The 24,009-nt window shown below is 73.1% G+C and carries 22 protein-coding genes; 13 read left to right on the top strand and 9 right to left on the bottom strand.

The window, feature by feature from the left end; genetic code table 11:
* Nucleotides 1-122 (top strand): LuxR C-terminal-related transcriptional regulator (locus tag ABFX54_RS49730; RefSeq protein WP_346114195.1); only part of this gene is annotated, 122 nt, incomplete at its 5' end.
* A 13-nt stretch (nucleotides 123-135) separates the two neighbouring features.
* Here ABFX54_RS49730 and ABFX54_RS49725 read toward each other — a convergent pair.
* Nucleotides 136-1,779, bottom strand: a complete 1,644-nt coding sequence (locus ABFX54_RS49725) for a heparinase II/III family protein (protein WP_346114194.1) — start codon at nucleotides 1,777-1,779, stop codon at nucleotides 136-138.
* Between the two features lie 149 nt (nucleotides 1,780-1,928).
* Between ABFX54_RS49725 and ABFX54_RS49720 the strand changes: the two genes are divergently transcribed.
* From ABFX54_RS49720 to ABFX54_RS49705, 4 genes are read left to right on the top strand one after another with little or no spacing between them, the layout of a single operon-like run.
* Nucleotides 1,929-2,900 (top strand): hypothetical protein, encoded by a 972-nt coding sequence (locus tag ABFX54_RS49720; protein ID WP_346114193.1) that lies wholly within the window; start codon nucleotides 1,929-1,931, stop codon nucleotides 2,898-2,900.
* 53 nt (nucleotides 2,901-2,953) lie between these two features.
* Nucleotides 2,954-3,898, top strand: coding sequence for a cucumopine synthase-related protein (locus ABFX54_RS49715; RefSeq protein ID WP_346114192.1), 945 nt, complete (start codon nucleotides 2,954-2,956; stop codon nucleotides 3,896-3,898).
* Entirely contained in the window at nucleotides 3,895-4,986 is a 1,092-nt protein-coding gene (locus ABFX54_RS49710; protein WP_346114191.1) for an NAD(P)/FAD-dependent oxidoreductase, read from the top strand. The genes ABFX54_RS49715 and ABFX54_RS49710 overlap by 4 nt, the downstream gene beginning before the upstream one ends.
* Nucleotides 4,987-4,993: 7 nt before the next feature.
* Nucleotides 4,994-6,208 carry a cytochrome P450 family protein gene (locus ABFX54_RS49705; protein WP_346114190.1) on the top strand — a complete coding sequence of 405 codons (1,215 nt, stop codon included), beginning with the start codon at nucleotides 4,994-4,996 and terminating at the stop codon, nucleotides 6,206-6,208.
* 54 nt (nucleotides 6,209-6,262) lie between these two features.
* On the opposite strand, the gene ABFX54_RS49700 is transcribed toward ABFX54_RS49705, so the two are convergent.
* Both ABFX54_RS49700 and ABFX54_RS49695 read right to left on the bottom strand, forming a co-directional pair.
* The gene (locus tag ABFX54_RS49700; protein WP_346114189.1) at nucleotides 6,263-7,186 is read right to left on the bottom strand and encodes an ABC transporter ATP-binding protein; all 924 of its coding nucleotides are present in this window, start codon (nucleotides 7,184-7,186) and stop codon (nucleotides 6,263-6,265) included.
* Nucleotides 7,187-7,221: 35 nt separating this feature from the next.
* On the bottom strand, nucleotides 7,222-7,842 hold the full coding sequence (locus tag ABFX54_RS49695; protein ID WP_346114187.1) for a TetR/AcrR family transcriptional regulator: 621 nt from the start codon (nucleotides 7,840-7,842) through the stop codon (nucleotides 7,222-7,224).
* A 150-nt stretch (nucleotides 7,843-7,992) separates the two neighbouring features.
* Between ABFX54_RS49695 and manA the strand changes: the two genes are divergently transcribed.
* Nucleotides 7,993-9,180, top strand: coding sequence for a mannose-6-phosphate isomerase, class I (gene manA / locus ABFX54_RS49690; RefSeq protein ID WP_346114186.1), 1,188 nt, complete (start codon nucleotides 7,993-7,995; stop codon nucleotides 9,178-9,180).
* A gap of 23 nt (nucleotides 9,181-9,203) precedes the next feature.
* On the opposite strand, the gene ABFX54_RS49685 is transcribed toward manA, so the two are convergent.
* Nucleotides 9,204-10,772 carry an FAD-dependent oxidoreductase gene (locus ABFX54_RS49685; RefSeq protein ID WP_346114184.1) on the bottom strand — a complete coding sequence of 523 codons (1,569 nt, stop codon included), beginning with the start codon at nucleotides 10,770-10,772 and terminating at the stop codon, nucleotides 9,204-9,206.
* Nucleotides 10,773-10,869: 97 nt separating this feature from the next.
* Between ABFX54_RS49685 and ABFX54_RS49680 the strand changes: the two genes are divergently transcribed.
* Nucleotides 10,870-11,448: a helix-turn-helix domain-containing protein gene (locus ABFX54_RS49680; RefSeq protein WP_346114182.1), complete on the top strand. Its 579-nt coding sequence runs from the start codon at nucleotides 10,870-10,872 to the stop codon at nucleotides 11,446-11,448.
* An 87-nt stretch (nucleotides 11,449-11,535) separates the two neighbouring features.
* On the opposite strand, the gene ABFX54_RS49675 is transcribed toward ABFX54_RS49680, so the two are convergent.
* The gene (locus tag ABFX54_RS49675) at nucleotides 11,536-12,462 is read right to left on the bottom strand and encodes a sigma-70 family RNA polymerase sigma factor (RefSeq protein ID WP_346114181.1); all 927 of its coding nucleotides are present in this window, start codon (nucleotides 12,460-12,462) and stop codon (nucleotides 11,536-11,538) included.
* 415 nt (nucleotides 12,463-12,877) lie between these two features.
* Between ABFX54_RS49675 and ABFX54_RS49670 the strand changes: the two genes are divergently transcribed.
* A complete protein-coding gene (locus ABFX54_RS49670; protein WP_346114180.1) occupies nucleotides 12,878-13,579 on the top strand; it encodes a hypothetical protein in 702 nt (233 codons plus the stop codon).
* Between the two features lie 62 nt (nucleotides 13,580-13,641).
* On the opposite strand, the gene ABFX54_RS49665 is transcribed toward ABFX54_RS49670, so the two are convergent.
* Nucleotides 13,642-15,063, bottom strand: coding sequence for an amino acid permease (locus ABFX54_RS49665; protein WP_346114179.1), 1,422 nt, complete (start codon nucleotides 15,061-15,063; stop codon nucleotides 13,642-13,644).
* A gap of 57 nt (nucleotides 15,064-15,120) precedes the next feature.
* A complete protein-coding gene (locus tag ABFX54_RS49660; RefSeq protein ID WP_346114177.1) occupies nucleotides 15,121-16,689 on the bottom strand; it encodes a long-chain-fatty-acid--CoA ligase in 1,569 nt (522 codons plus the stop codon).
* A 141-nt stretch (nucleotides 16,690-16,830) separates the two neighbouring features.
* On the opposite strand from ABFX54_RS49660, the gene ABFX54_RS49655 reads away from it, so the two are divergent.
* Both ABFX54_RS49655 and ABFX54_RS49650 read left to right on the top strand, forming a co-directional pair.
* Nucleotides 16,831-17,814 carry a BtrH N-terminal domain-containing protein gene (locus tag ABFX54_RS49655; RefSeq protein WP_346114176.1) on the top strand — a complete coding sequence of 328 codons (984 nt, stop codon included), beginning with the start codon at nucleotides 16,831-16,833 and terminating at the stop codon, nucleotides 17,812-17,814.
* A gap of 88 nt (nucleotides 17,815-17,902) precedes the next feature.
* Nucleotides 17,903-18,754: a helix-turn-helix transcriptional regulator gene (locus ABFX54_RS49650; RefSeq protein WP_346114175.1), complete on the top strand. Its 852-nt coding sequence runs from the start codon at nucleotides 17,903-17,905 to the stop codon at nucleotides 18,752-18,754.
* Here ABFX54_RS49650 and ABFX54_RS49645 read toward each other — a convergent pair.
* Entirely contained in the window at nucleotides 18,704-19,909 is a 1,206-nt protein-coding gene (locus ABFX54_RS49645) for a low temperature requirement protein A (protein WP_346114173.1), read from the bottom strand. The genes ABFX54_RS49650 and ABFX54_RS49645 overlap by 51 nt on opposite strands.
* A gap of 111 nt (nucleotides 19,910-20,020) precedes the next feature.
* Nucleotides 20,021-20,323 carry a hypothetical protein gene (locus ABFX54_RS49640; protein WP_346114172.1) on the bottom strand — a complete coding sequence of 101 codons (303 nt, stop codon included), beginning with the start codon at nucleotides 20,321-20,323 and terminating at the stop codon, nucleotides 20,021-20,023.
* A gap of 195 nt (nucleotides 20,324-20,518) precedes the next feature.
* Here ABFX54_RS49640 and ABFX54_RS49635 point away from each other — a divergent pair, with 195 nt between their 5' ends.
* From ABFX54_RS49635 to ABFX54_RS49625, 3 genes are all read left to right on the top strand, one after another.
* Entirely contained in the window at nucleotides 20,519-21,904 is a 1,386-nt protein-coding gene (locus ABFX54_RS49635) for an SPFH domain-containing protein (protein ID WP_346114171.1), read from the top strand.
* A 92-nt stretch (nucleotides 21,905-21,996) separates the two neighbouring features.
* On the top strand, nucleotides 21,997-22,539 hold the full coding sequence (locus ABFX54_RS49630) for an MOSC domain-containing protein (RefSeq protein ID WP_346114170.1): 543 nt from the start codon (nucleotides 21,997-21,999) through the stop codon (nucleotides 22,537-22,539).
* A gap of 148 nt (nucleotides 22,540-22,687) precedes the next feature.
* A partial coding sequence (locus ABFX54_RS49625) for a family 43 glycosylhydrolase (protein ID WP_346114169.1) occupies nucleotides 22,688-24,009 on the top strand: 1,322 nt, incomplete at its 3' end.

The raw sequence follows: 24,009 nt of genomic DNA, 5'->3' as shown, positions 1-24,009 counted from the left end.
TGTTCCTGGCCGAGAAGACGGTCAAGAACTACGTCTCCAACCTCCTGGCCAAGCTCAGCATGCAGCGTCGCACCCAGGCCGCCGCGCTCTCCGCCCGCCTGCGCGCGGGACGCGCCGGCTGACGGGGACCCCGGCTCACTCCACCGTGAAGACGAAGCGGTGCGCGCCTGAGGGGATTCGGGCCGTCAGGCGTACGCGGTGGATCGTCTCGTGCTCGCCGCGGTGGCCGCGTACGTCCCGTTCCTCGGCCTGGGCCCGCCATCCGGGCGGGACCGCGAGCGCGAGCGGCCCCCAGCTCACCCGTCCCGGCGCCACGGACGGGCGGACGCGGGAGACGAACAGCTCCTCCACCAGCGCGTCGCCGGTGCTGAGCGCGAAGGCGTCCTCCAGTTCCAGCCGCCCGGCCCGCCAGCGGAACGTGCGGACGAGCCGGTCGAGCGCGGGGGCGTCGTAGGCGGCGGTGAGGTCGAGCGCGAACGTCAGCGCGCCGTCGCCGGCGGCGGCCGCGGCGACCCCGGCCCGGCGGCCCGGGCCCGGCAACTGGCCGGCGCCGTCGATCAGGGGGACGGAGTGCCATTCCGCCGAGGCGTGGGGCACCTGGTAGCGGCCCTCGCGGAAGTAGTCGCGGGTGTACTCGGGCGCGCCGAGGTCGTCGAGCAGCGCCCGCCCGTGGCCGCGCAGCACGAAGTGGCCGAGGTCGAGGTGGTTGTGCGGCTCGTCGTTGTGGCCGCCCTTGGCGGCGAAGGCGGTGCCGCCCGACCTGGCCACCACGATCGCCGCGTCCGGCAGGTACGAGTACGGCTCCGGGCCCGCTTCCTGGATGTCCTCCGACCACCACAGCGTGCGGCTCAGATGGGCCCACCGGTAGCAGGGGTCGTCGTGGAAGGACGGCTCGCCGGTGCGGACCGGCAGGGGGACGCCGAGGCGGCCGGACAGGCGGCACAGCAGCCCCAGGGGGTAGACGCCCTCACCGTGCGCGTCGGCGAAGGCGGGCCTGGCGCCGTCGCCGAGGTCGATCCTGGCCGGGTAGGCGGCCATCTCCCGTACGTGCGGATCGTCCAGCAGGTCCTCCCCGGTGTGCTCGCGCAGCGCCTCGGCGAAGTAGGTGAAGTAGCCGAATCCGTAGCTCCAGTAGTCCGGCCCCTCCAGGCAGGCACCGTCCCGGCCCGCGCCCGACAGGAACGCCTCCATGGCCGCGCGCAGCCGGGGCAGCAGCGCGGGCAGGCAGGGCGAGCCGAGGGCGAGCGCGGCCAGGCCGGCGGCCCCGGCGCAGACGGCCGGCCAGTTGTGCCGGGCGCTCTCCCACCACATGGGCGCCGGATCGGCATGAAGAGGACGCAGCACCCTGCGGTCCACCTCGTCCCGGACGCGGGCCAGGACGCGGGGGTCGGCAAGGCCGTCGAGCAGGGCGGCGGCCTCGGCCAGAGCGTGGCCGGTCTCGGCGGCGAACAGGTCCACGAACGTGTCCGGCGGGCGGTCCCGCGGCTCGTGGGCCGGCAGGACCCAGGTGCGCTCGTCGCACACCGACCACAGCAGGTCGTCCAGCGCCGGGTCGGGCCGGCCGTCGAGGTGCGCGGCCAGGACGAGAGCGGCCAGCCGGCGGCGGCGTTCGAAATAGACGCGCTCGTACCCCTGCCGCTCGCCGGTGTCGGCGAAACGGCGCCAGAGCGTGAAGGTGAGCTCGGGGGCCGGGACGGAGCGGGCCCGGTCGGCCTCCGCGCGGATCTCGCGGACCATCCGGCCGAGACCGGCCTGCCGGGGGGTGGGGATGGCGGTCATGAGTCCTTCCAGGTCACGGCGCGCCGGCCGCTTCGGTCCACGGCGTCCGCCTCGCGGCACCCAACGTAACCGGTCCTGGCCCGCTCAGCGCGGTCGTACCAGGGGAAATTGTCTCGCGACCGGCGGCGGCCCCGGATAGATTCGCTGGTGTGCACGAACCCCTCGAGATCGCGTGTGACGAGTCCGGCGCGGAGGGCGAGAAGCTCATCGGCGGCAACACCGACACGTTCGCGCACGCCAGCGTGCTGATGGACGCCGAGACGGCGCTGGCCTGCGTCGCGGAGCTGCGCGTGCGGGCGCCCACGCCCGCCTCCGAATACGCCGCGGGGCACGTGCTGCGCGACAAGCACCGGCCGGCGCTGCTGTGGCTGCTCAGCCCGAGCGGGCCGGTGCTCGGCAACGTGCGCGTGTTCCTCACCGACAAGACCTTCTACCTGGTGGGCAAGGTCGCCGGGCTGCTCCAGGACGACCACGCGCCGCGCATCGGCCTCGACCCGGCCGCCGTGGCCACGGCGCTGACCCTCTACCGGGAGGGCCCGCGGGCGTTCGGCGCCGAGCGGTGGGCGGCCTTCCTCGACTCCTTCAACTACCTGCTGCGGGCCAAGAACGGCCAGGGGGTCGTCACGTCGGTCGAGGAGACGTACGGGCTGGTCGACGAGCTGCGCGGGGCCGGCGGCGCGGCGGGGGCGATCATGGAGTCGCTGTGGCGGTCGCGGGCGCGGGCCGAGGCGTTCAGGGAACGGCTGCTCGACGATCCCTACGTGTTCCCCGCGCTCGACCCGCTCATCCCGGCGATCGTCCGGGCGGTGACCTACTGGGGCGCGGGCGGCGGCCCCGTCACGGTCGTGCACGACCGGCAGACCACGCTGACCGACGAGCGCGTCGCGCAGATGCGCGAGATCGCCGGTGGCCGGATGGCCGGGCTGCGGCTGGTCGACTCGGAGCTGGACGAGCGGGTGCAGGTCGCCGACGTGATGGCGGGCGTGGTCCGCAAGGTGGCCGCCGACGAGCTGCACGGCCGCGGCGATCCCGTGCTGACCGAGCTGATCCGCCCGTACGTGGATCCTGAGTCGATCTGGGGTGCGCCCGGCCTGGCCCCCGACCAGGTCATGTCCCGGTAAACAGGGCCACCCCACCTCTATCGTCACGATACGCGTCGTTAGAGTGACTTATTGTGAACAACTCTAAGCAAGTAGAGATATCCTGGCCGAGCCTCGGCATCACCGTGGCCGCCGAACTCGACCAGCGCAACCCCGCCCTGGCCCAGTGCCTTTGGGACGCGCTGCCCTACCGCAGCCTGCAAGGACACGCCCTGGTCGCCGGGTACCACCTGTACCACCTGGCCCCGGTGCACTCCCTGCTGCACACCGACGCCGAATACCGGGTGGACCGGCGTACGGTGCCCGACGGCACGCTGTTCTGCTCGCGGCTGCAGCACCTCGGCATCAAGTACGGCGAGCTGACCGAGCCCATGACCGCCACCCCGGTCGGCCTGGTCGCCGAGAACGACCTCGACGCCCTCGCCGAGGCCGGCCGCGAGGTGTGGCGTTCGGTCTACACCACCAAGGAGCCGGTCATCGCCGAGGTCCGGCGGGCCGGCCAGAGCGGCGGCCACGAGCTGCCCCGCCTGCCCATCGGCGACCCCGAGCTCAACCGGCTCGTCACCGAGGTGCACGCCGAGACCCAGCGCATCTGGCTGGAGCCGCCCCAGGAGCTGCTCGACCTGCACGAGGGCCGCATCCCCTCGGGCGCGGGCAGCTACGACACGGTGCTGACCACGCTGCTGTTCGTCAACGGCGAGACCCGGCCGCTCGGCTACAGCTGCTACGGCGGGCTCGTCCGCGCCGCCCTCGACGGCATGCCGATGCCCTGGCTGCGCCAGATGACCCGGCAGCTCGCCCACACTCCGGCCGAGTTCCTCGGCTACTGCGGCCTCGACCGGCTGTGGGACTTCACCCAGCGGCTGCTGGCGGGGCTGGAGCGCCTCGACAGCCACGAGGACTTCGTCGCGGTGATGGCCCACATGGCCCTCTACTGCAACTGCCTGGGCGGGTGGAACCTGCACCTGTTCCCGTGGCAGGCCGGTGAGAACCTGCGCAAACTGCAGGCCCCCGCATGAGCCGCGACTCGCGCGTGGTGGTGATCGGCGGCGGCGTGATCGGGCTGTCGATCGCCTTCCACCTGGCCGAGGCCGGGGTCGACGTGACGCTGCTGGAGCGGGGCACGCTCGGCTCCGGCGCGTCCAGGGCCACCGCCGACGTCGTGCGCTCCTACTTCGCCGGCAACCCGGTCAGCTCGGCGCTGGCCGTACGCAGCCTCGACGCCTACCGGGCCTTTCCCAGCAGGCCGGGCACCGAGCTGCCGCTGCGGCAGGTCGGCTACCTGGTGCTGTTCTCCGAGCCCGAGCAGGTCGCGGCGTTCGAGGCCGACCTGCCCGCCCAGCGGGCGGCCGGGGTGGACGTCGGCCTGATCGGGGTCGAGGAGGCCAGGGAACGCAACCCGCTCATCGGCGACGTGCCGCTGGTCGCCGCGGCGTACTCGCCCGACGCCTACATCTCCGACACCACCGCCATCGTCACGGCCTACGCCCGCGCCGCCGAGCAGGCCGGGGCGGCGCTGCGCACCGGCTGCGCGGTCACCGCCATCGACGCCGAGGCCGGTCGCATCCAGACCGCCGACGGCGAGATCTCCGCCGACGCCATCGTGTGCGCGGCCGGCGCCTGGTCGGCCGCGCTCGTCCGGTGCGCGGGCGTGGACATGCCGCTCACCGACCCGATCGAGCAGGAGCTGCTCACCACCGACCCGCTCCCGCCCGCCACTCCGGACATCCCGGTCACCCTGCACGCCGCCACCGGCCTGCTGGTACGGCTGCGCGGCGACCGGCTGCTCATCGGCATGGGCTATCCGGGCCCCGACCGCGAGTCGTGGCGGCGTGAGGTGGCCGAACGGCTGGCGGAGACGTACCCGAGCCTGGCCGGGCTCGCCCTGCACACCGCCGTCACCGGGCTGCGCGACGCCAGCCCCGACAAGACCGCCTTCATCGGGCACCGGCCGGGCCCGCCGGCCTTCCTGTACGCGACCGGCTTCTCCGGCCACGGCCTGTGCAACGCCCCGGCCGCCGGCGAGCTCGTCCGCGACCTCTACCTCGACCAGGACCCCGGCATGGACGTGGCCGCGCTGGCGGTCAGCGCGAAAAGGACGGGATGAGGCACAGATGACCGACGACAGCCGCTTCATCCTCGACCCGGCCACCGCCGACCTGCACGGAGACAACGAGCGGCTGCGTGAGGCAGGCCCGCTCGTGCCCGTGACCGCGGAGGGCGTGCGGGCCTGGGCCGCCACCGACTACGCCACGCTGATGGCCGTGCTGACCCACCCGGACATGTCCAGGGAGCTGCACCACTGGGCGGACCGGCACACGCTGCCGCCGGGCACGGCCATCGACCGCATCGTCACCGACACGTCCATGCTCAACGCCGAGGGCGAACGTCACCGCCGGCTGCGCATGCCGCTGACCGCCGCCTTCTCGCAGCGCCGCCTGAACGGGCTGCGCCCGCGCATCGAGGAGCTCACCGCCAGGCTGATCGACCGGCTGGCGAGCCTGCCCGCGGACGCGCCGGTGGACCTGCGGCTGGAGTTCGCCTATCCGCTGCCGCGCGAGGTCATCTCCGAGCTGATCGGCATCCCGGCCGCCCACCAGGACGATCTGCACCGGCTCAGCGACGCCATCGCCCAGGTCGGCGGCCTGGAGGACTCGCCCGCCCTGCGCAGGGAGCTGCGCGAGCTGCTCGACCGGATCATCGAGGAGCGCCGCGGCACGCCCGGCGAGGACCTCATCACCGACCTGTTCGAGCTGCACGAGAAGGACGGCGGGCGGCTGTCGGAGGACGAGCTGTTCGCCACGATCGAGCTGCTGTTCATCGCCGGCCACGTGACGACCGTCAACCTGATCACCAACGCCATCCGCGTCCTGCTCAGCGAGCCGGACCAGCTGGAGCTGCTGCGCTCGGGGCGCTGCCCCTACAGCGCGGCCGTGGAGGAGACGCTGCGATGGGACTCCCCCATCGCGTACTTCCCCATGCGCTACGCCGTGCGCGACGTCGAGATCGACGGCGTGCGGCTGCGCGGCGGCGAGCCGGTGCTGGCCTGCTTCGCCTCCGCCGGGCGCGATCCGGGCCAGTACGAGCGGGCGGAGGTCTTCGACATCACCCGGCCGCAGGTCACGCACCTGGCTTTCGGGCACGGGCCGCACTTCTGCCTCGGCGCGCCATTGGCCAGGCTGGAGGGCGAGATCGCGCTCAAGGCGCTGTTCACGGCGTTCCCGGCGATGAAGCCGGTCGCGTTGCCGGAGGAGCTGCCGCCGCTGGACACGCTGCTGGGCAACAGCGTCCGTACGATGCCGGTCATCCTGGGCCCGCGCGCCCGCTGACCGGCCGGCGCGGGGAGCTTCCCCGCGCCTTCCTCCCCCCGCCCGCCGCCTTGCTCAGCCGGTACGGGCTGTTTTGTCGTAGTGGCGCAGGAACAGCTCCTCCAGCGTCGGAGGCCGGCTGATCAGGCCGCGAACTCCGGCCCGCGTCAGCCGGCGCAGCGCCGGGTCCAGCGCCGCGGCCTCCACGGTGAACCGCACCCGCCCGCCCCCAGTGCTCGTCTCAGCGCTCATCTCGGTGCTGAGGTCGTGCACGCCCGGCAGCTCGGCCAGGCCGTCGGGCGGGCCGGCCAGCTCCGCCTCGATCGAGGTGCGGGCCAGCCGGCGCAGCCCCTCCAGCGTGCCCGTCTCGACCGTGCGGCCGTCGCGCACGATCGTCACCCGGTCGCACAGCGCCTCGACCTCCGCCAGGATGTGGCTGGACAGCAGCACCGTACGGTCGCCGCGCCGCCGCTCCTCCCTGACGCAGTCGCGGAACACCTCCTCCATCAGCGGGTCGAGACCGGAGGTGGGCTCGTCCAGGATGAGCAGCTCGGCACCGGAGGCCAGCGCCGCGACCAGCGCCACCTTCTGCCGGTTGCCCTTGGAGTAGGCGTGGCCCTTCTTGCGCGGGTCGAGGTCGAAGCGTTCCAGCAGCTCCGCCCTGCGCCGCCGGTCGAGGCCGCCGCGCAGCCGGCCGAGCAGGTCGATGGCCTCCCCGCCGGACAGGCCAGGCCACAGCGTCACGTCGCCCGGCACGTACGCCAGCCGCCGGTGCAGCTCGGCCGCCTCCGCCCACGGGTCGCCGCCCAGCAGCCGCGCGGTGCCGGCGTCGGCGCGGAGCAGCCCGAGCAGGATCCGGATCGTGGTGCTCTTGCCCGCTCCGTTGGGCCCGAGAAAGCCGTGCACCTCCCCCGCCCGCACGGCGAGGTCGAGCCCGTCGAGCGCGGTGGTCCTGCCGAAAGCCTTGCGCAGGCCCGAGACGGCGATGGCGTCGGTCATGACGCGACTCCTCATGTGGCTCCTCATGCTGCTCCTCACGCGGTCCTCCCCCGGTCGAGCGCGGCCCTGGCGCGGGCGGCCTCCTCGGGGGTGAGCAGGGGGTGGGAATGGATGTCCAGCAGTGCCCGCAGCAGCTTGTCCTGGCCTTCGGCGCTGTCGATCCCGGCGCCCATGCCCCGCTCGACGAGCTGCGACAGCACGGTGGGCGCCAGCGCCATCGCGGCCAGCACCGCCGCGCGGGTGCGCGGGTCGACGTCGGGCGGCTCGGGCCGGCCCTTGTCGGCCTCGGCCAGCCACCGCTCCCCGATGCGCACCATCTCGTCGAAGAACGGCGACGCCCAGCCCTCCGACAGCGCCCGCGCGAGGTAGCGCCGGTAGGGCCCCATGACGGCGACCGGGTTGAACCCGACCGGCGGCTGCTGCCCGGCCTGCTCGTGCAGGCGGTGCATGGTCTTCGTCAGGTGCTCGTCGCACGCCTCGCGCAGCGCCTGCTTGGAGCCGAAGTGGTGCCGTACCAGGCCCGGCGAGACGCCGGCGGTCTCGGCGATGCCGCGGATGGTGGCCCGCTCGTAGCCGTGCTCGCCGATGTGGCGCAGCGCCGCGTCCCTGATCCGGGCACGCGCCGTGAGGTCCGCTGGGTCCGGTGCGGTCGTCAACCCCACCCCTCCTGTCCGCCCGTACAACATGCTGTTCGTACGGAGAGCAGACTATACCTACGTATAGCCGGTGTCGAACGGGCGCCCCCGATCGCGCACAAGCGGCGATACCGTTCTACGCTCCAGTGACGACGATTGGAGCCTGACGCCGTGCCACAGCCCGACCTGCCACCGGCCAGCGCGCCCATGCGCCTGGCCACCACCATCCGCCCCTACGACTGGGGCTCGGTCACCGCCCTGCCGCGCCTGTTCGGCACGGAGCCGACCGGGAAACCGCAGGCCGAACTCTGGATGGGCGCCCATCCAGGCGCCCCATCGACCGTCGGGGACGTCCCGCTCGGCGACCTCATCGCCCGCGACCCCACCGCCACGCTCGGCGCGCGCACCGCCGCCAGGTTCGGCCCCGAACTGCCCTACCTGCTCAAGGTCCTGGCCATCGAACGCCCGCTCTCCCTCCAGGTCCACCCCACGAGCGAGCAGGCCGCGGCCGGGTACGCCGGCGAGAACGCGCGCGGGATCCCGCTCGACGACTTCGCCCGCACGTACAAGGACGCCTCACACAAGCCCGAGATGGTCTGCGCCCTCACCCCCTTCCACGGCCTGTGCGGCTTCCGCGCGCCCGCGTCCGCCGCCGGCCTGCTCGACCGGCTCGGCGTGCCCGGCCTGCGGCCCTGGATCGACACGCTGACGAGCGGCGAGCCCGCGCGGGCGGTGCGCACCGTGTTCGCCGAGATGCTCGGCGAGGCCGCGCGCCCCCTGCGCGACCTGATCGAGCGGGCGCTGCTCGGCTCGGCCGAACCCGGCCTGGCCGCCTACGGCGACATCGCCCGCGCCTACCCCGGCGATCCCGGCATCACCGCCGCCCTCCTGCTCAACCACGTCGAACTGGAGCCCGGCCAGGCCCTCTATCTCGGCGCCGGAGTGCCGCACGCCTATCTCGGCGGCATCGGCGTCGAGATCATGGCCAACTCCGACAACGTCCTGCGCTGCGGCCTGACCTCCAAGCACGTGGACGTGGCCGAGCTGATGCGCGTCGTCGAGTTCGGCCCGTCCGAGCCGTTCCTGGTCGAGCCCGAACGCGACACCCCCGGCGCGTACGACTACCGCCCCCCTGCCCCCGAGTTCGCCCTCACCCGCTACGAGCCGGCCGGCGAGAGCGCCTACGAGCTGGCCGGGGGCGTACCGCGGATCGTGCTCTGCGTGGAGGGCGAGACCCGACTCGGCGACGACCTGACGCTGCGGCCGGGCGAGTCCGCCTTCGTGCCCGCCGCCGCTTCGGCGCGCCTTTCCGGCAAGGGCACCGCCTACGGCGCCCGGCCGGGCGCCTTTACCATGTAGATTCGCTGGGGGGAGCAGGCCGGTCAGCGCAGGCGGCGGAGCAGGAGCAGGTTGTCCGTGCGCGTGGCCGGCCGCCCCTCCAGGTCGTTCTGCACGCGCTCGTGCTCCTCGCTGCGCAGCACCTCCCACTCGCCCTCCTCCGGCTCCAGCGAGTCGAACACCTCCCGCGGCGTCGGGAAGTGCACGCCGGGGATCGGGTCGGGGTGCCACGACGGCCAGCCCGCGTGCCCGGCGACCAGCAGCACGCCGCCGGGCGCGACGGCCTCGGCGGCCCTGCGCAGGATCTTCTCGCGCGGCATGTCGACCAGGGAGTGCAGGAAGCAGGCCGAGACCAGGTCGAAGGCGCCCTCGGGGAAGGAGGCGGCGAGGTCGTGCCGCTGCCAGTCGATCCGGTCCGCCACTCCGGCCCGGTCGGCGGGCTCGGCGGCGCGGCGCAGGGCGACGCCCGAGACGTCGGCGGCGGTGACCCGCCAGCCCCGGCCGGGCAGCCAGATCGCGTCCCCGCCCTCGCCGCTGCCCAGGTCCAGCGCCCGGCCCGGCGGCAGATCGGAGACCTCGCGGACGAGCACCGCGTTGGGCTCGCCGCTCCAGATCTGGCCGCTCTCGGTGTAGCGGGCGTCCCAGTGCCGCTCCAGGGCCTCGGTGCGGCGGGCGGCGACGGCCTCGCGAGTCTCCTGCGCGACCAGGTCGGCGTTGATCGCCGCCCCGGCGCGCACACCGGCGGCCGCGGCGGCGACAACCTGGTCGATCACGCTGGTCACGTTGCCCGCCACCCACACGCCCGGCACCGCGGTCTCCCCCATCGGCCCCGACGGCACGTACACGCCGAGGACGTGCCCGCCCACCTCCTGCTCGGCCGTCTCCAGCCCGAGCCCCTCCAGCAGCTCGGTCCGGCCGGTCATCCGCGGGGCGACGGCCAGCGCCTGGCAGGGCACCTCACCGCCGGCGGCCAGCCGCACGCCGCTCAGCCTGCCACCGGTCACCGCCAGCCCGGCCACCTCGCCCTCGACCACCGTGACGCCCCTGGCGGCGAGCTGCTCGCGCGCCTCCTCCCCCGGCTCGGGGCCGGTGTGCAGGTAGAGGGTCACGTCCTGGCTCAGCTGGCGCCACAGCAGGGCCTGGTGCGTGGCGAGCGGCCCGGTGTTGAGCACGCCGATGACCCGGTCGCGCACCTCCCAGCCGTGGCAGTACGGGCAGTGCAGCACGTCTTTGCCCCACAGCTCGGCCAGGCCGGCCACCGGCGGCAGCTCGTCCACCAGGCCGGTGGTCACCAGCAGCCGGCCCGCCTCGACCGCGGAGCCGTCGCCGAGGACGACGCGGAAGCGCCCGTCGCCGGTCCGCTCCGCCTTCTCCACCGTGCCCGTCACCACCTCGCCGCCGTAGCCGGCCACCTCCTCGCGGCCGGCGGCGAGCAGCTCACGCGGCGGCACGCCCTCGTGCCCCAGGTACGTGTGCACGCCCGAGGCCGGGGCGTTGCGCGGGCTGCCCGCGTCGATCACCAGCACCTTGCGCCGCGCCCGGCCCAGCGTGAGCGCCCCGCTCAGCCCGGCGGCCCCGCCGCCGATCACCACCACGTCGTATGTCGCGTCCATCGCCCGTTTCCTCTCGAACGCATGCTGTTGCCCGTCACTCTCCGCCCGCCGGGCCCGGTTTGACAAAGTCCGTTGCCGAAATGGCAATCTGGAGCACATGGAACTCGATGAGGTGCTGCGGGCGGTCGGCCCCCGGCTGAAGGCGCTGCGGCAGAAGCGGGACACGACGCTGGCGCAGCTGTCCAAGAGCACCGGCATCTCGGTCAGCACGCTGTCGCGGCTGGAGTCGGGTGGCCGCAAGCCCACCCTGGAGCTGTTGCTCCTGCTGGCCAGGGCCTACCACGTACAGCTCGACGAGCTGATCGACGCCCCGATCACCGGCGACCCCCGGGTGCACATGACGCCGATCAAGCAGCACGGGATGACGTACATCCCGCTGAGCCGGCGGCCGGGCGGGATGCAGGCGTACAAGCAGATCTATCCGCCGCGCTGGCCGGGCTACGTTCCCGAGCAGCAGGTCCACGAGGGGTATGAGTGGCTTTACGTGCTGTCGGGGCGGTTGCGGCTGCTGCTCGGGCAGCATGACGTGACGCTGGAGGCGGGTGAGGTGGCGGAGTTCGACACGCGGACGCCGCACGCGTTCGTCAACCCGGACGACGAGCCCGGCGAGGTGCTGGCGCTGTTCGGGCCGCAGGGCGAGCGCATGCACGTGCGCGCCCGCCCCGCCGCCAAGTGAGCCGACCGCCGGTCAGCCCGCCGCCGGCCGACTCGCCACCGGTCAGCCCGGCACCGATCTGCCCGGCACTGGTCCGCTCGGCACCGGTCAGCGGCTTATCACGGTGAGGTCGAGGGCGGCCAGGCGGTCCGGGTCGGCCAGGATGTCGATCTCGACGATGCGCCCGTTCTCGATCGTGAAGCTCATCACCGCCGACGGCCGGCCGTCGATGGTGTTGACCAGGCCCGCCTGGCCGTTGACCAGCGCCGGATGCGCCGACGACGGCGAATGGCGGCGGAACGTGACCGCCTGCCCGGCCACCTGCTGCGCGCCGCGCAGCTCCGCGTAGCCGCCTCCGGCCGCCACGCCCACCTTGGCCCGGGGGCCCGCGGCCTCGGCCAGCGCGCCCGCGTCGACCCGCAGCACCACGTCCGGGTCGAGCACGGCGACCAGCGCGGTCAGGTCGCCCCGGTGCGCGGCGGCCACGAACGCCTCGACGACCTCCCGCTGCCTGGCCATGTCGGGGTCGGGCACCGGCGCCGACCCGCGCACGCGCCGCCGCGCCCGGCTGGCCAGCTGCCTGGCGGCGGCGGGCGAGCGTCCCACGAGCGGCGCGATCTCCTCGAACGGCACCGCGAACATGTCGTGCAGCACGAACGCCAGCCGCTCGGCCGGGGTGAGCGACTCCAGCACCACCAGCAGCGCCAGCCCGACGGAGTCGGCGACCAGGGCCGCCTGCTCTGGGTCGAGGCCGTCGGGCGGGCTCACCACCGGGTCGGGCAGGCGCGTCTCAAGGGGCTCCTCGCGGCGCGAGGTGCGGGTGCGCAGCATGTCGAGGCACACCCGCCCGACGACCGTGGTGAGCCAGCCGGCCAGGTTCTCCACGTCGCCCGCGCCGGCCCTGCTGAGCCGCAGCCACGCCTCCTGCACGGCGTCGTCGGCCTCGCTGAGCGAGCCCAGCATCCGGTACGCCACCGCTTTCAGGTGTCCCCGATGCTCCTCGAACCGGCCGGCCAGGAAATCGTTGTCGTTCATGGGGTCCTACCTCGTCATCGCGATCCTTCACCGCATTGACGTTCCCGGCCGTCCAGATGTGACGGGCCTGAGGTGACAGGCCCGATGGGACAGGCTCGATGGGACGGGCGGGAGTGGCGGCCACCGGCGGAAGTGCCGGGGCGGGCCCGCACCATGATTCCAAGGGCCCACCGCCGCTGGAACGCGGCCCCGACGAAGGCGAGCCCGCGCGGGTGGGCGGGGCGTCGCGGGTGGGCGGGGCGTCACGGTGGGCCGCGTGGGCGTGCCGCTTCGGGCGGGGTGCGTGGGCGTGACGCGCGGGCGATCAGCGTGCGGGAGGCGTGGAGAGCGCCTAAAGTCCCTGTGCTGCGGGGGTGTTCACCGCCGCCTGAGGTGATCGCGCTGTCGGAGGGTGGATGCTGCCGGGGGGTAGGCGATGGGGCTGGTGACGGGCTGGGTGGTGCGGCAGGTGCGGCTGTACCGGCCGGACGGCAACCCGCTGCGGCGGCGCTCCGATCGCCTGGAGGGGGCGGGGCTGCTGGTGGCGGCGTTCCTGGTGCTGCTGAGCATCTGGCCGGCGGTGACCGGGGCGCGGCAGGCGTACACGGAGGCGCTGGCGGAGGCCGCGGAACGGCGGCAGGTCACCGCCACCCTGCTGGAGGACACGCCCCCGCCACAGCCGTCCTTCGGCGCACTAGCGGGCTACGTGACGGACGGCGTTCCGGACGGTGTTGCGGAGGGCGTGACGGGCGGCGTTGCGGATGGTGCAGCGGGCGGCGTGACAGGGCGCGCGCTGGGTTCCGGGGCGGATGGCGTGCGGTGGGCGGAGGCGCGGTGGACGGCGCCCGGCGGCCTGACGCGGACGGGACGGGTGCCGGTCGGATATCCGGCCGAGGCCGGCACGCGGCTGACGGTGTGGGTGGACGGTGCGGGCGCGCTCGCCGGGCCGCCGGCCGGTGCCACCCGGCTGCGGGTCGACGCCGTGGTGACGGCGCTGCTGCTCGTCAGCGTGGCGGGGCTGCTCGTGACCGGGATGTTCACGCTCTTCCGGCGCGCGCTGGACCGGGCCAGGCAGCGGGACTGGGCGACGGCCTGGGCCCTGGCCAACGCGCACCGGCACCGCCGCCGCCCTATGTAAGCCCGGCCCGCCAGCGTAACCGCTGCCCATCAGCGCGGTGCCGTCGGCCCGGGGACGGGCGGTCAGAGGGTGGTGCCGTCCGTCTCCGGGGCGGTGGTGTTCAGCGCCGAGTGGTGTCGGCTGTAGGCGAAGTAGATGACCAGGCCGATGAGGAACCAGACGCCGAAGCGCAGCCACGTCGCCGGGGCCAGGAAGGTGATCAGCCAGATCGAGAAGACGACCCCGACGGCCGGCACCACCGGCATCCACGGCGTACGGAAGGAACGGGGCAGGTCGGGCTGGCGGTAACGGAGCACGATCACCGCCACGCACACCACCACGAACGCCAGCAGGATGCCGATGTTCGTCAGCTCGGCCGCCTCCCGGATCGGCAGGAACCCGGCGATGACGGCGGAGGCGGCCCCGACGATCCAGGTGACCCGGGTCGGCACCCGCCGTACCGGATGCAGCTTGGCGAACCAGGCGGGCAGCAGCCCGTCCCTGCTCATCGAGAACCAGACGCGGGTGACGCCGAGCATGAACGTGAACATGACGGTGAGGATGCCGACGATGGCCCCGACCGCGATCACGGTGGCCAGGCCGGAAAGGCCGACCGAGGCGAAGGCCGTGGAGAAGCCGCTCTCCGGGTCGATCTCGCGGTAGTTCTGCATGCCGGTCAGGACGAGACAGGCCAGCACGTACAGGACCATGGCGATGACGAGCGAGTAGATGATGGCCCTGGGCATGTGGCGCCGGGCGTCGCGCGACTCCTCGGCGGCCGTGCTCATCGCGTCGTAGCCGAAGACGGCGAAGAAGACGGTGGCGGCGCCGGTGATGGCCCCGCCGATCCCGAACGGGAAGAACGGCGTGTAGTTGGCGGTGTTGATGTGGAAGAACCCGACGACGATGACCAGCAGCACGACGGCGACCTTGATCCCCACCACGAAGGTCTCGAACCGGGCGGCGGCGCGGATGCCGAGGTTCAGCAGGTAGGCGATGAGCAGGCACAGCAGCACCGCGAACAGGTCGACCACATGCCCCTCGCCGGTGCCGGGCGCGCCGAGCATCCACGCGGGCAGGCTGAGACCGAGCTGCTGGAGCAGGAAGCCGAAGTAGCCGGAGATGCCGATGCCGACGACCGCGACGATCGCGGTGTACTCCAGCAGCAGGTCCCAGCCGATGAACCAGCCGACGATCTCGCCGAGCACGGCGTAGCCGTAGGTGTAGGCGGAGCCGGCCTTGGGGATGAGCCCGGCGAACTCGGCGTAGGAGAGCGCGGCGGCGGCGCTGGCGACGCCGGCGATGAGAAACGACACGAGCACGGCGGGTCCGGCGGTCTCGTTGGCGACGGCGCCGGCCAGGGCGAAGATGCCCGCGCCGATGATGCCGCCGACCCCGATGGCGGTGAGCTGCCACAGGCCGAGCGTCCTGGTCAGCTCTCCCTCGTGTTCGGTGGCGATCCGGTCGACCGGTTTGCGCCGGAACATGCTGCGCGAAGTGACCATGACGCCCCCACTGCCGATCGTCTCCCCGTGGGTGCGATCTTCCCTCTTGGGCGTTCGTTAACCTATGTCCGCAGGTGAGGATGCCTGCCGGCGGAGCACGTTCTTCTGGATCTTGCCGGTGGAGGTCTTCGGCAGCTCGCCGAAATACACCGCTTTGGGGGCTTTGAAGCGGGCCAGGCGGGTCCGTACGTGCTCGATCAGCTCGGCCTCGGTGGCCCGCGCGCCGGGGGCGAGGCTGACGTAGGCGACGGGCACCTCGCCCCAGTGCTCGTCGGGCCGCGCGACGACCGCGGCCTCCTGCACGCCGGGGTGGCTGACCAGGGCGTTCTCCACCTCGACGGAGGCGATGTTCTCGCCGCCCGAGACGATCACGTCCTTGGCGCGGTCGACGAGGCGCACGTAGCCGTCGGGGTGGACCACCCCCAGGTCTCCGGTACGGAACCAGCCGTCGGGCGCGGCCTTCTCCGTGGCCTCCGGGTCGCGGTGGTAGCCCACCATGACGTCGTTGCCGCGTACCGCGATCTCGCCGATCGTGGCGGCGTCGGCCGGCACGTCGGCCCCGTCCTCGGCGACGACCCGCACACGCTGGGCGATCACGTTGCCCACGCCCTGGCGGGCGGTCAGCGCGGCCGACTCCTCGACGTCCAGGCCGCTCCATTCGGGCTGGGGCTGGCAGATGACGGCGGGGCCGTAGGTCTCGGTCAGGCCGTACAGGTGGATGACGTCGATCCCGGCACTCAGGGCGCGGCGCAGCAGCGCGGGGCTCGGGGGCGCGCCGCCGACGCAGGCCAGCAGGCGGGGGTCGAGTTCGGCGTCCGGCGCGTCCTCGTGCGCGAGCAGGGACGTGAGCACGGTCGGGGCGCCGCACAGGTGGGTGACGCGGTGGGCGCGGATCAGCCGCCACGCCTCGCCCGGCTCGACCTTGGGCAGGCAGACGTGGCGGGCGCCGGCCAGCGTCACCGCCCACGGGAAGCACCAGCCGTGGCAGTGGAACATGGGCAGCGTCCACAGGTAGCCGCTGCCGGCGTCGAGCCTGGTGTGCAGGGCCATGGCCAGGGACTGGAGGTAGGCGCCCCGGTGGTGGTAGACGACTCCCTTCGGGCGTCCGGTGGTGCCACTGGTGTAGTTGATCGACAAGGGTGACAGCTCGTCGCCGACCGGGACGAGGAGGGGTTCGGCCGCCTCGACGCGCTGCTCGTACTCGGCCGGCGACACCAGCAGGACCGCCGTTCCCCTGGCCGCCGCGCGGGCGAGCTCGGCGGACCCGTCGTCGTGCAGCAGCACCGACACCTCGGCGTGGCCGAGGATGTAGGCCAGTTCGCCGGCGGACAGGCGGATGTTCATCGGGACCATGACGGCGCCCGCGGCCGGGACGCCGAAGGTGGCCTCCAGCAACTGGTGGCCGTTGGCGGCCAGCACCGCGACCCGGTCCCCCGGCCGTACTCCGGCCGCCGCCAGTGCTCCGGCCAGCCGCTGGGCGCGTTCCCAGAGCCGGGCGTACGTGAGGGTCAGCTCGCCGTCCACGACCGCCGTCCTGGGGCCGAACACGGCGGCCGACCGCTGGAGGAAGCTCGTGGGGGTCAGGGGTTCGTACGAGAGGGCCGGCCTGGGTCGTTCGTTCCTCATGTGCGCTTGCTCACCTTCATCACCTCCAAGCCATAGTGATCCCTGACGGGTGATCGGGCCAGGCCCCGCTGGACTCTCCCCCCGGGGGAGACGTCATGCTCGTCCCGTGCCCCTAGACCCGCCGCATCCTTGGAGCAGGACATGACGATCGTGCCGGACATCGACGCCCGGGGCGGACACCACTGCGAGACGACGGCGCTGGGAGTGCTGCTGCGGCACGAGGGGCTCGACCTGTCCGAGCCGATGCTGTTCGGGCTCGGCTCCGGGCTGTCGTTCGTCTACTGGGACGGCAGGAACCTGCCGTTCCCGTTCCTCGGGGGGCGCGTCAAGCCGTACGCGCTGACCCTGAACCTGGCCGCCCGGCTGGGGCTGACCTTGCGTACCGAGGAGACCGCGTCGGCGGGCAAGGCGTGGCGGAACGTGGCCGGGCCGATCGACGCCGGCCGGCCGGTCGGGCTCCAGCTCGACTGCTACCACCTGGAGTACTTCGGGTCGAGGACGCACTTCGGCGGCCATGTCGTGGCGATGTACGGCTACGACGAGCGCGAGGCGTACCTGGTGGACACCGCGCAGCAGGGCGGCGGGGTGCGGACCAGCCTGGCCTCCCTGGCCCTGGCGCGGGCGGAGCGGGGCCCGATGACCGCGCGGAACCGATCGTTCACCGTCGCCGTCCCCGCGGACGCGCCCCGCTGGCAGGAGCGGCTCGTGCCAGCGATCAGAGCGTGCGCCGAGGCGTTCCTGGCACCGCCCATCGCGAACCTGGGCCATCGCGGCATCGAGAAGGCGGCCGGGCTGGTGCCCGGATGGCTCTCCCGTGCCGAGCGGCCCGAGCGGGACCTGGTGCTGGCCGGCGACCTCATGGAACGGGCCGGAACGGGCGGGGGTCTGTTCCGTGCCCTGTACCGGGACTTCCTCGGCGAGTGCGCCGGGCTGATCGACGCCGCCCCGCTGCGTACCGGCCATCGGCTGTACGGCGAGGCCGCCGTCCTGTGGACGGACGTGGCCGCCCTGGTCGCGAAGGCCGGGGAGAGCGGCGACGCGGCACCCCTCCAGCGGGCCGGCGCCGTCCTGCGCGACCTGGCCCGGATCGAACGGGAGGCGATGCGGGCCCTCACCCGCCTGTAGCCCCGCCCGCCGAGCCGGAGATATCGCGACATATCCAGGCATCGGTGGTACCTGGCTGGCGCCGCCGAAGGCCGGGCAGACTGGGAGCATGGACAGAAGAGAGCTGGCCGCCTTCCTGCGCAGCAGGCGCGAGCGGATCGCGCCGGCCGACGTGGGGCTGCCGGCCGGGCCGCGCCGCCGCACCCCGGGGCTGCGGCGCGAGGAGGCGGCGAGCCTGGCCTTCATCTCGACCGAGTACTACACCCGGCTCGAACAGGCCCGCGCCCCGCGCCCGTCGCGCGAGGTGCTGGTGGGGCTGGCCCGCGCGCTGCGCCTGTCGGACGCCGAGCGCGCCCATCTGCACCATCTCGCCGGCGCGCCGCCGGCGCCGGTGCCCGGTCCGTCGCGCGAGGTGCGGCAGAGCATTCTCGACCTGCTGGAACGGCTGCCGCAGGCAGCGGCGATCGTGACGTCGGCCGCGTTCGAGGTGCTCGCGTGGAACGACCTGGCGGCGGCGCTGATGGAGGACTTCTCCGCCCTGCCGCGGCGCGAGCGCAACCTGGTACGCCGGGCATTCCTCAGCGCGCGCCCGCACGGCCTGCGGCTGTACGGGGTCTCCAACGTGGCGGAGTTCGCCCGCTCCGCGGCCCGCGACCTGCGCGCCACCACCGCCCGCTACCCGGACGATCCCGAGCTGGCCGAGCTGGTGGCCGAACTGCTGGCCGGCAGCGAGGAGTTCGCCCGGCTGTGGGCCTCGCACGACGTGGACGACGAGCCCTCCCTGTGCAAGACCTTCCAGCATCCGCTGGTCGGCCCGATCACCCTCAACTGCGACGTCCTGGAGATCTCCGGCCGGGACCAGCGGGTCGTGATCTACACCGCCGATCCCGGCTCACCCTCCGAGCAGGCGCTAAAGCTGCTGTCGGTGATCGGCACCCAGCGCATGGACGTGGCGCGCTGAGCGGCGCCCGCGCGCGATCGTGACGGCGACCTGCAGGACGCAGACGGCCGCGACGGACGCGACCACGGCGGTCACGCCGATCAGGGGCGCCGCCCGTGGCAGCAGCAGGATCGCCACGACGCCCGCCGCGACCACGGGCGGGCGCAGGGCGGCCTGGGCCACGAGCAGCGCGTGCACCGCCGCGATCAGGACGAGGAACACGGCGACGGGCACGGCGACCGCGTAGCCGAGCGCCGTGGGCGAGACCTCCAGCCGGTGCCCGCCCTGCTCCACCGCGACCTCCAGCCCGGCGCCGAGCGCCGCGAGGGCGGCGAAGATCCCGTAATGTCCGTAGCCCCACAGGAACGAGCGGTGCCGTCGCTCGCTCAGCCCCTCACCGGCCTCCACGAGGAAGTACAGCCACCACAACGCGAACAGCAGCACCAGCCCGGACCCGGCGACCACCACCAGGGCGCCTCCGCCCCGGCCCGCTTCGAGCGAAGCCCGCACTCCCCTGCTCGCGGCCAGGACGCTCTCGCCGAGCAGGATGATGGTGAACAGGCCGTAGCGTTCGGCGATGTGGTGCGGGTGCCAGGTGGTGGGGTCGACCCGTTCGGCCCAGCGCGGCACCGCGAGCTCCAGGACGACGAGGCAGGCGAAGAACGGCAGCCGCAGCGCGGGCGGCAGGATGCCCGTCTCGTCCAGGACGAGGCGGAGCACCCAGCCGGCCTGGAGCAGCCCGACGCCGGTCGCGTAGCGCAGCGCCGTACGACGCCGCTCACCGTCCTCGGCCGCGGCCCGCAGCCACTGGGCGACGAGCCCGAGCCGCATGATGAAGTAGCCCAGCGTGACGATCGCGTAGTCGTCGTGCCCGGCCGCGGCGGGCAGCCCGGCGGCCAGCACCAGCACGCCGGCCATCTGCACCATGGTCAGCAGCCGGTAGGCGACGTCGTCGGTGTCGTAGCACGAGGCGAACCAGGTGAAGTTCATCCACGCCCACCAGATCGCGAAGAACACCTGGAGGAACGGGATCAGCCCGGCGAGGCCGTGACCATCGGCGATGTGGTGCGCGAGCTCGGCGGTGGCGGCCGCCACGGCGACCACGAACGTGAGGTCGAACAGCAGCTCAAGCTGGCTGGAGACGCGGTGCGGCTCGTCGACGGGGCGGGCGCTCATCGAGACCCGGATCCGGAACGGGGGGCTGGCGGGTGGCAAGGGTCTGGCTCCTGTCGCTACGTGAATTCCGTACCGACAAGGACAGGACAGCCTGCCACCCTGTGACGACGATCAGCGTTCGCGCCGGTAGGCGCGCAGTGCGCGGCGCGCCGCGCGGCGGTCGCGGCGGCGGTCCTCACGCCGGATGAAGTACCACTCCCTGGCCCCGCCCGCGCCTCCGAGGTCGAACAGGTAGAAGGAGGTGGCCTGCCAGTGGCAGCCGCTGAGGCGGCGGTTCAGCGACGCGCTGGCGGCGGTGATGTCCGCGGTCAGCGTGCACGGCCCGAAGCGGTGGTCGTGGACGGGCGCGCAGGTCACCATGGGCGCGTCGGCCAGCCGCACCCACCACGGCCGGGTCTTGTCGGTCCTGCTCATACGGTCACCTTTCGGCTCCGTGACACCCCGGGATGGGGCTGTCATGGGACCGGATGCACCGTGATCACCTCCTGACCTACGCAAGACACGGGTCCCACATTACCCAGTCGTGATCGCGGATTTGTAAGTCGGTTGCGACGCTTTCGCGGCGTAGGCGAGACTCGTCCGCAGTCGCGAGGTGGGCGGAGGGGTTCGATGAGCACCGCTGGCAAGGGCAACGCCTATCTGGAGCAGGTCGTGGCGCAGCAGGCGGTGCTGGAGGACGATCTCAGAGCCCGCCGCCCTCCCGGCGAGCAGCCGCCCATGGCCGCGGGAGCGCTGGCCAAGCGGGAACGCGCGCTCGGCGGCGGGCCGGGTCCCGACCGGTCCGCGCCAGGACCGGTGGACGTGCGGATCACGGGCTTCTGGCGGTGGAAGAACGTCCTGGTGCCGCCCAACGCGTTCGTGGTGCACACCAGGCGCGGGCGGGCCCAGCCGCTGCACATCGGTCTCGGCGTCTCGTTCCGGTTCAACCCGGCGACCGACTCGTTCCTGGTGGTGCCGGGCGCCACCCAGACCATCCTGATCAACGCGTACTGCATCTGCCGGGAGCTTCAGGGCGTCCTCGTGCAAGGGTACGTGCAGTGGGGCATCCAGGCGTTCCCCATCGCCTACCGCAAGCTGGACTTCGGCGACCCCGAGGACCCGATGCGGCTGGTCAACCTCCAGCTGCGCGAGCAGGCTGAGGCGGCCATCAAGGACAAGGTGGCCACGATGGGCGTGCGTGACGTGCTCAGCGACAAGCAGCCCATCATCGAGGAGCTGACCGCCCGGCTGCGCGCGGTGGCCGAGGGCGAGGACAACAGCGACCAGGGGCTCGGCCTGCGCATCGTCACCGTGCAGATCAAGGAGGCGGTGGTCAGCTCCTCCCAGCTGTGGGAGAACCTGCAGAAGCCGTACCGGGCCGAGCAGGGGCAGGTCGCCCGGCTGGCGGAGCTGCGTTCTGAGGAGGCGATCGCCGAGCGGGAGATGGCGGCGGCGCGGCTGAAGGAGACGCGGCGCCTGGAGCACGAGCGGGAACTGGCCGAGCTGCGCGCCCGCAACGAGGCGGCCCGGTTCGACACCGAGGTCGCCGAGCGGCTGCGGCGCACCCAGCGCGAGCACGACGACGCCAGGGCGGTCGCGGAACTGGAGGCGGAGACGACCAGGCACGCGATGCGGATGGAGCGCGAGCGGCACGAGGAGGAGGCCGAGACCGGCAGGCTCAGGATCGAGCGGGAGCAGGAGCTCAAGCGCCTGGAGCTGGACGGCGAGCTGCGGCTGACGCAGTCCAGCGCGCTGGCCGAGCACGAGCGGGCGCTGCTGGAGGTGGAGCGGGCGCGGCTGCGGGCCGACATCGACAACGCGCAGACGCCGGCCAGCCTTCAGGCCAGGCTGATCGAGTCGCTGCCCGAGATCATGGCGAAGCTGCCGAAGCCGGAGGAGCTGCGCATGGTGTCGTTCAACGGCGGCGACCGGACGACGGTGTCGGGGCTGCTGACGGAGCTCGCCATGGTGATCGGGGTGCTGCGCTCGGCGATCGACGGTGACGAACGCCCTTGAGAGCTCCATACCGGACGCCCCGGGACAGTGGAGATCTTCGCCGGATAGGATGCGCCCAAACGGTCGACACCACGCAAAGGGGACTCATCAGGATGGGCGGCGCTGTCACCTCGGTCAGCGGCAACGGCGAGCACTCCTTCTCCAAGCCGGCCCGCGAGAGCATCACGTTGCTCGCGGGGCTCGGGGTCGAGGGCGACGCGCACATGGGCGTCACGGTCAAGCACCGCTCCCGGGTCGCGCAGGACCCGACCCAGCCGAACCTGCGCCAGGTGCACCTCATCCACGAGGAGCTCTTCGCCGAGGTGGCCGCGGCCGGGTTCGCGGTCGCGCCGGGCGAGCTGGGCGAGAACATCACCACCCACGGCATCGACCTGCTCGGCCTGCCGGTGGGCACGCTGCTGCTCATCGGCGGCGAGGCCGTGGTGGAGGTGACCGGCCTGCGCAACCCCTGCCTGCAGATCGACGGGTTCAGCAAGGGCCTGCTCAAGGAGGTCGTCGGCCACGACGAGGCCGGGAACCTGGTGCGCAGGGCGGGCATCATGAGCGTGGTCAGGACGGGCGGCGTCGTACGTCCGGGCGACCTGATCGAGGTCCGGCTGCCTGACGGCCCGCACCGGCCCCTCGACCGGGTCTGACCCGAAGAATCCGGACCGCCTTCCGAGGCTGCCCCTTCTTCGCGCGGCTATTTCTTCCGAGTTATTGACGTAATTCATCTGAATTCGGCAGACTCCCGGACATAGCCGGATCACACCCGGCAATCGCCGATTTGAAGGGACATGGCTGATGAGTGGTGCTGACCACGGAGCCGACGTCGGCAGGCGCTCCTTGCTGGCGGGCGCCGCCGGCCTCTTAGGAGCCGCCGCGCTGCCCGCCACGGCCGCACGGGCGGAGGAGCATGCGCAGACAGCGACGGCGGCGAGGCGGTATCCGGCGAACTGGCCCGACCCCGAGCCGTACGGCCTCGCCGACATCCGGCCCGACCTGTGGCCGCGCGAGGACAACTCGTTCGTGCTGCCGCTCGAACAGCGCCCCCGCGACAGGGAGCTCGGCCGGGTGTGGATGCGGGACACCTACGTCAACTGCTTCGACGTCGGCGGCAAGCCGCTCTACGTGGCCACGGGCACCACCCGGGTCCCCGGGCTCCCCGCGGCCGCGCCGTGGAACGACGGCATCTTCGTCTGGACGGCCCCGTCGCTGCGCGGGCCGTGGCGGCTGGCCGACACCACCCGCGTGCGGCCCGGTGCCGAGAAGGGCAAGGTCTGGTCGCCCGAGTTCGCCGGCGAGAACCGGCCGGGCCGCGTGGTCGTGGCGCCCTGGCAGGAGTACTGGACCGACGAGCAGTTCGGCAAGCGCGGCAACGTCTGGGCGCCTGAGGTGCACCGCTTCGGCGGCAAGTGGTACATCGTCGCGTGCATGGGCGACCACGCGCAGAAGGTCGGCTCGTTCCTGCTGGTCAGCGAGGGCGGCGTGGAGGGGCCGTACCGGCTCGCCGAGGGCAACCACGACAAGCCGTTCGGCGACTCGTTCATCGGCGGGCCCGCGTTCATCAAGCCGGGCGCGTACCACCACATCGACGGCAGCCTCTACACCGAGGGCCGCGACGCCTGGCTCGTGCTGCACAACCACCTGTACGCGAAGTTCAGGGACGACATGGAGGACATCGTCCCGGTGACCGGCCTGCCGGCCTTCCAGCAGACGCCGTACGCGCCCGAGCCGTACCTGGAGGGCGCGTACGTGTTCAAGCACCGGGGCAAGTACTACCTGCTGCACGCCGCCTGGGACCGGGTGTCGGCCGACGGGGCCCGGCACGCCTACGATCCGCCCGGCGCGGGGCGTACGCAGTACCAGTACGACGCGGTGATCGCCGTCGCGGACCGGTTCGAGGGGCCGTACTCGGAGCGGTGGACGGCGGGGGTCGGGGCCGGCCACAACAACCTCTTCGCCGACCACGCCGGGCGGCTGTGGGCCACGTTCTTCCGCAATCCCGCCGCCGGTCACTGGGCCGACCCCTCGCGTGTCGCCGAGGCCGCCGTGCCCGGGGTCGTCCGGATGGAGTGGACCGGGCCGGAGGGCAGCCGCCTGTACGTGCGGCGCCGCCACGGCCG

The organism is Nonomuraea maheshkhaliensis, from assembly GCF_039529435.1.
GTDB lineage: Bacteria > Actinomycetota > Actinomycetes > Streptosporangiales > Streptosporangiaceae > Nonomuraea > Nonomuraea maheshkhaliensis.
Note: the sequence above shows the minus strand (reverse complement) of the source record. Positions and strands in the feature narration are given on the sequence as shown.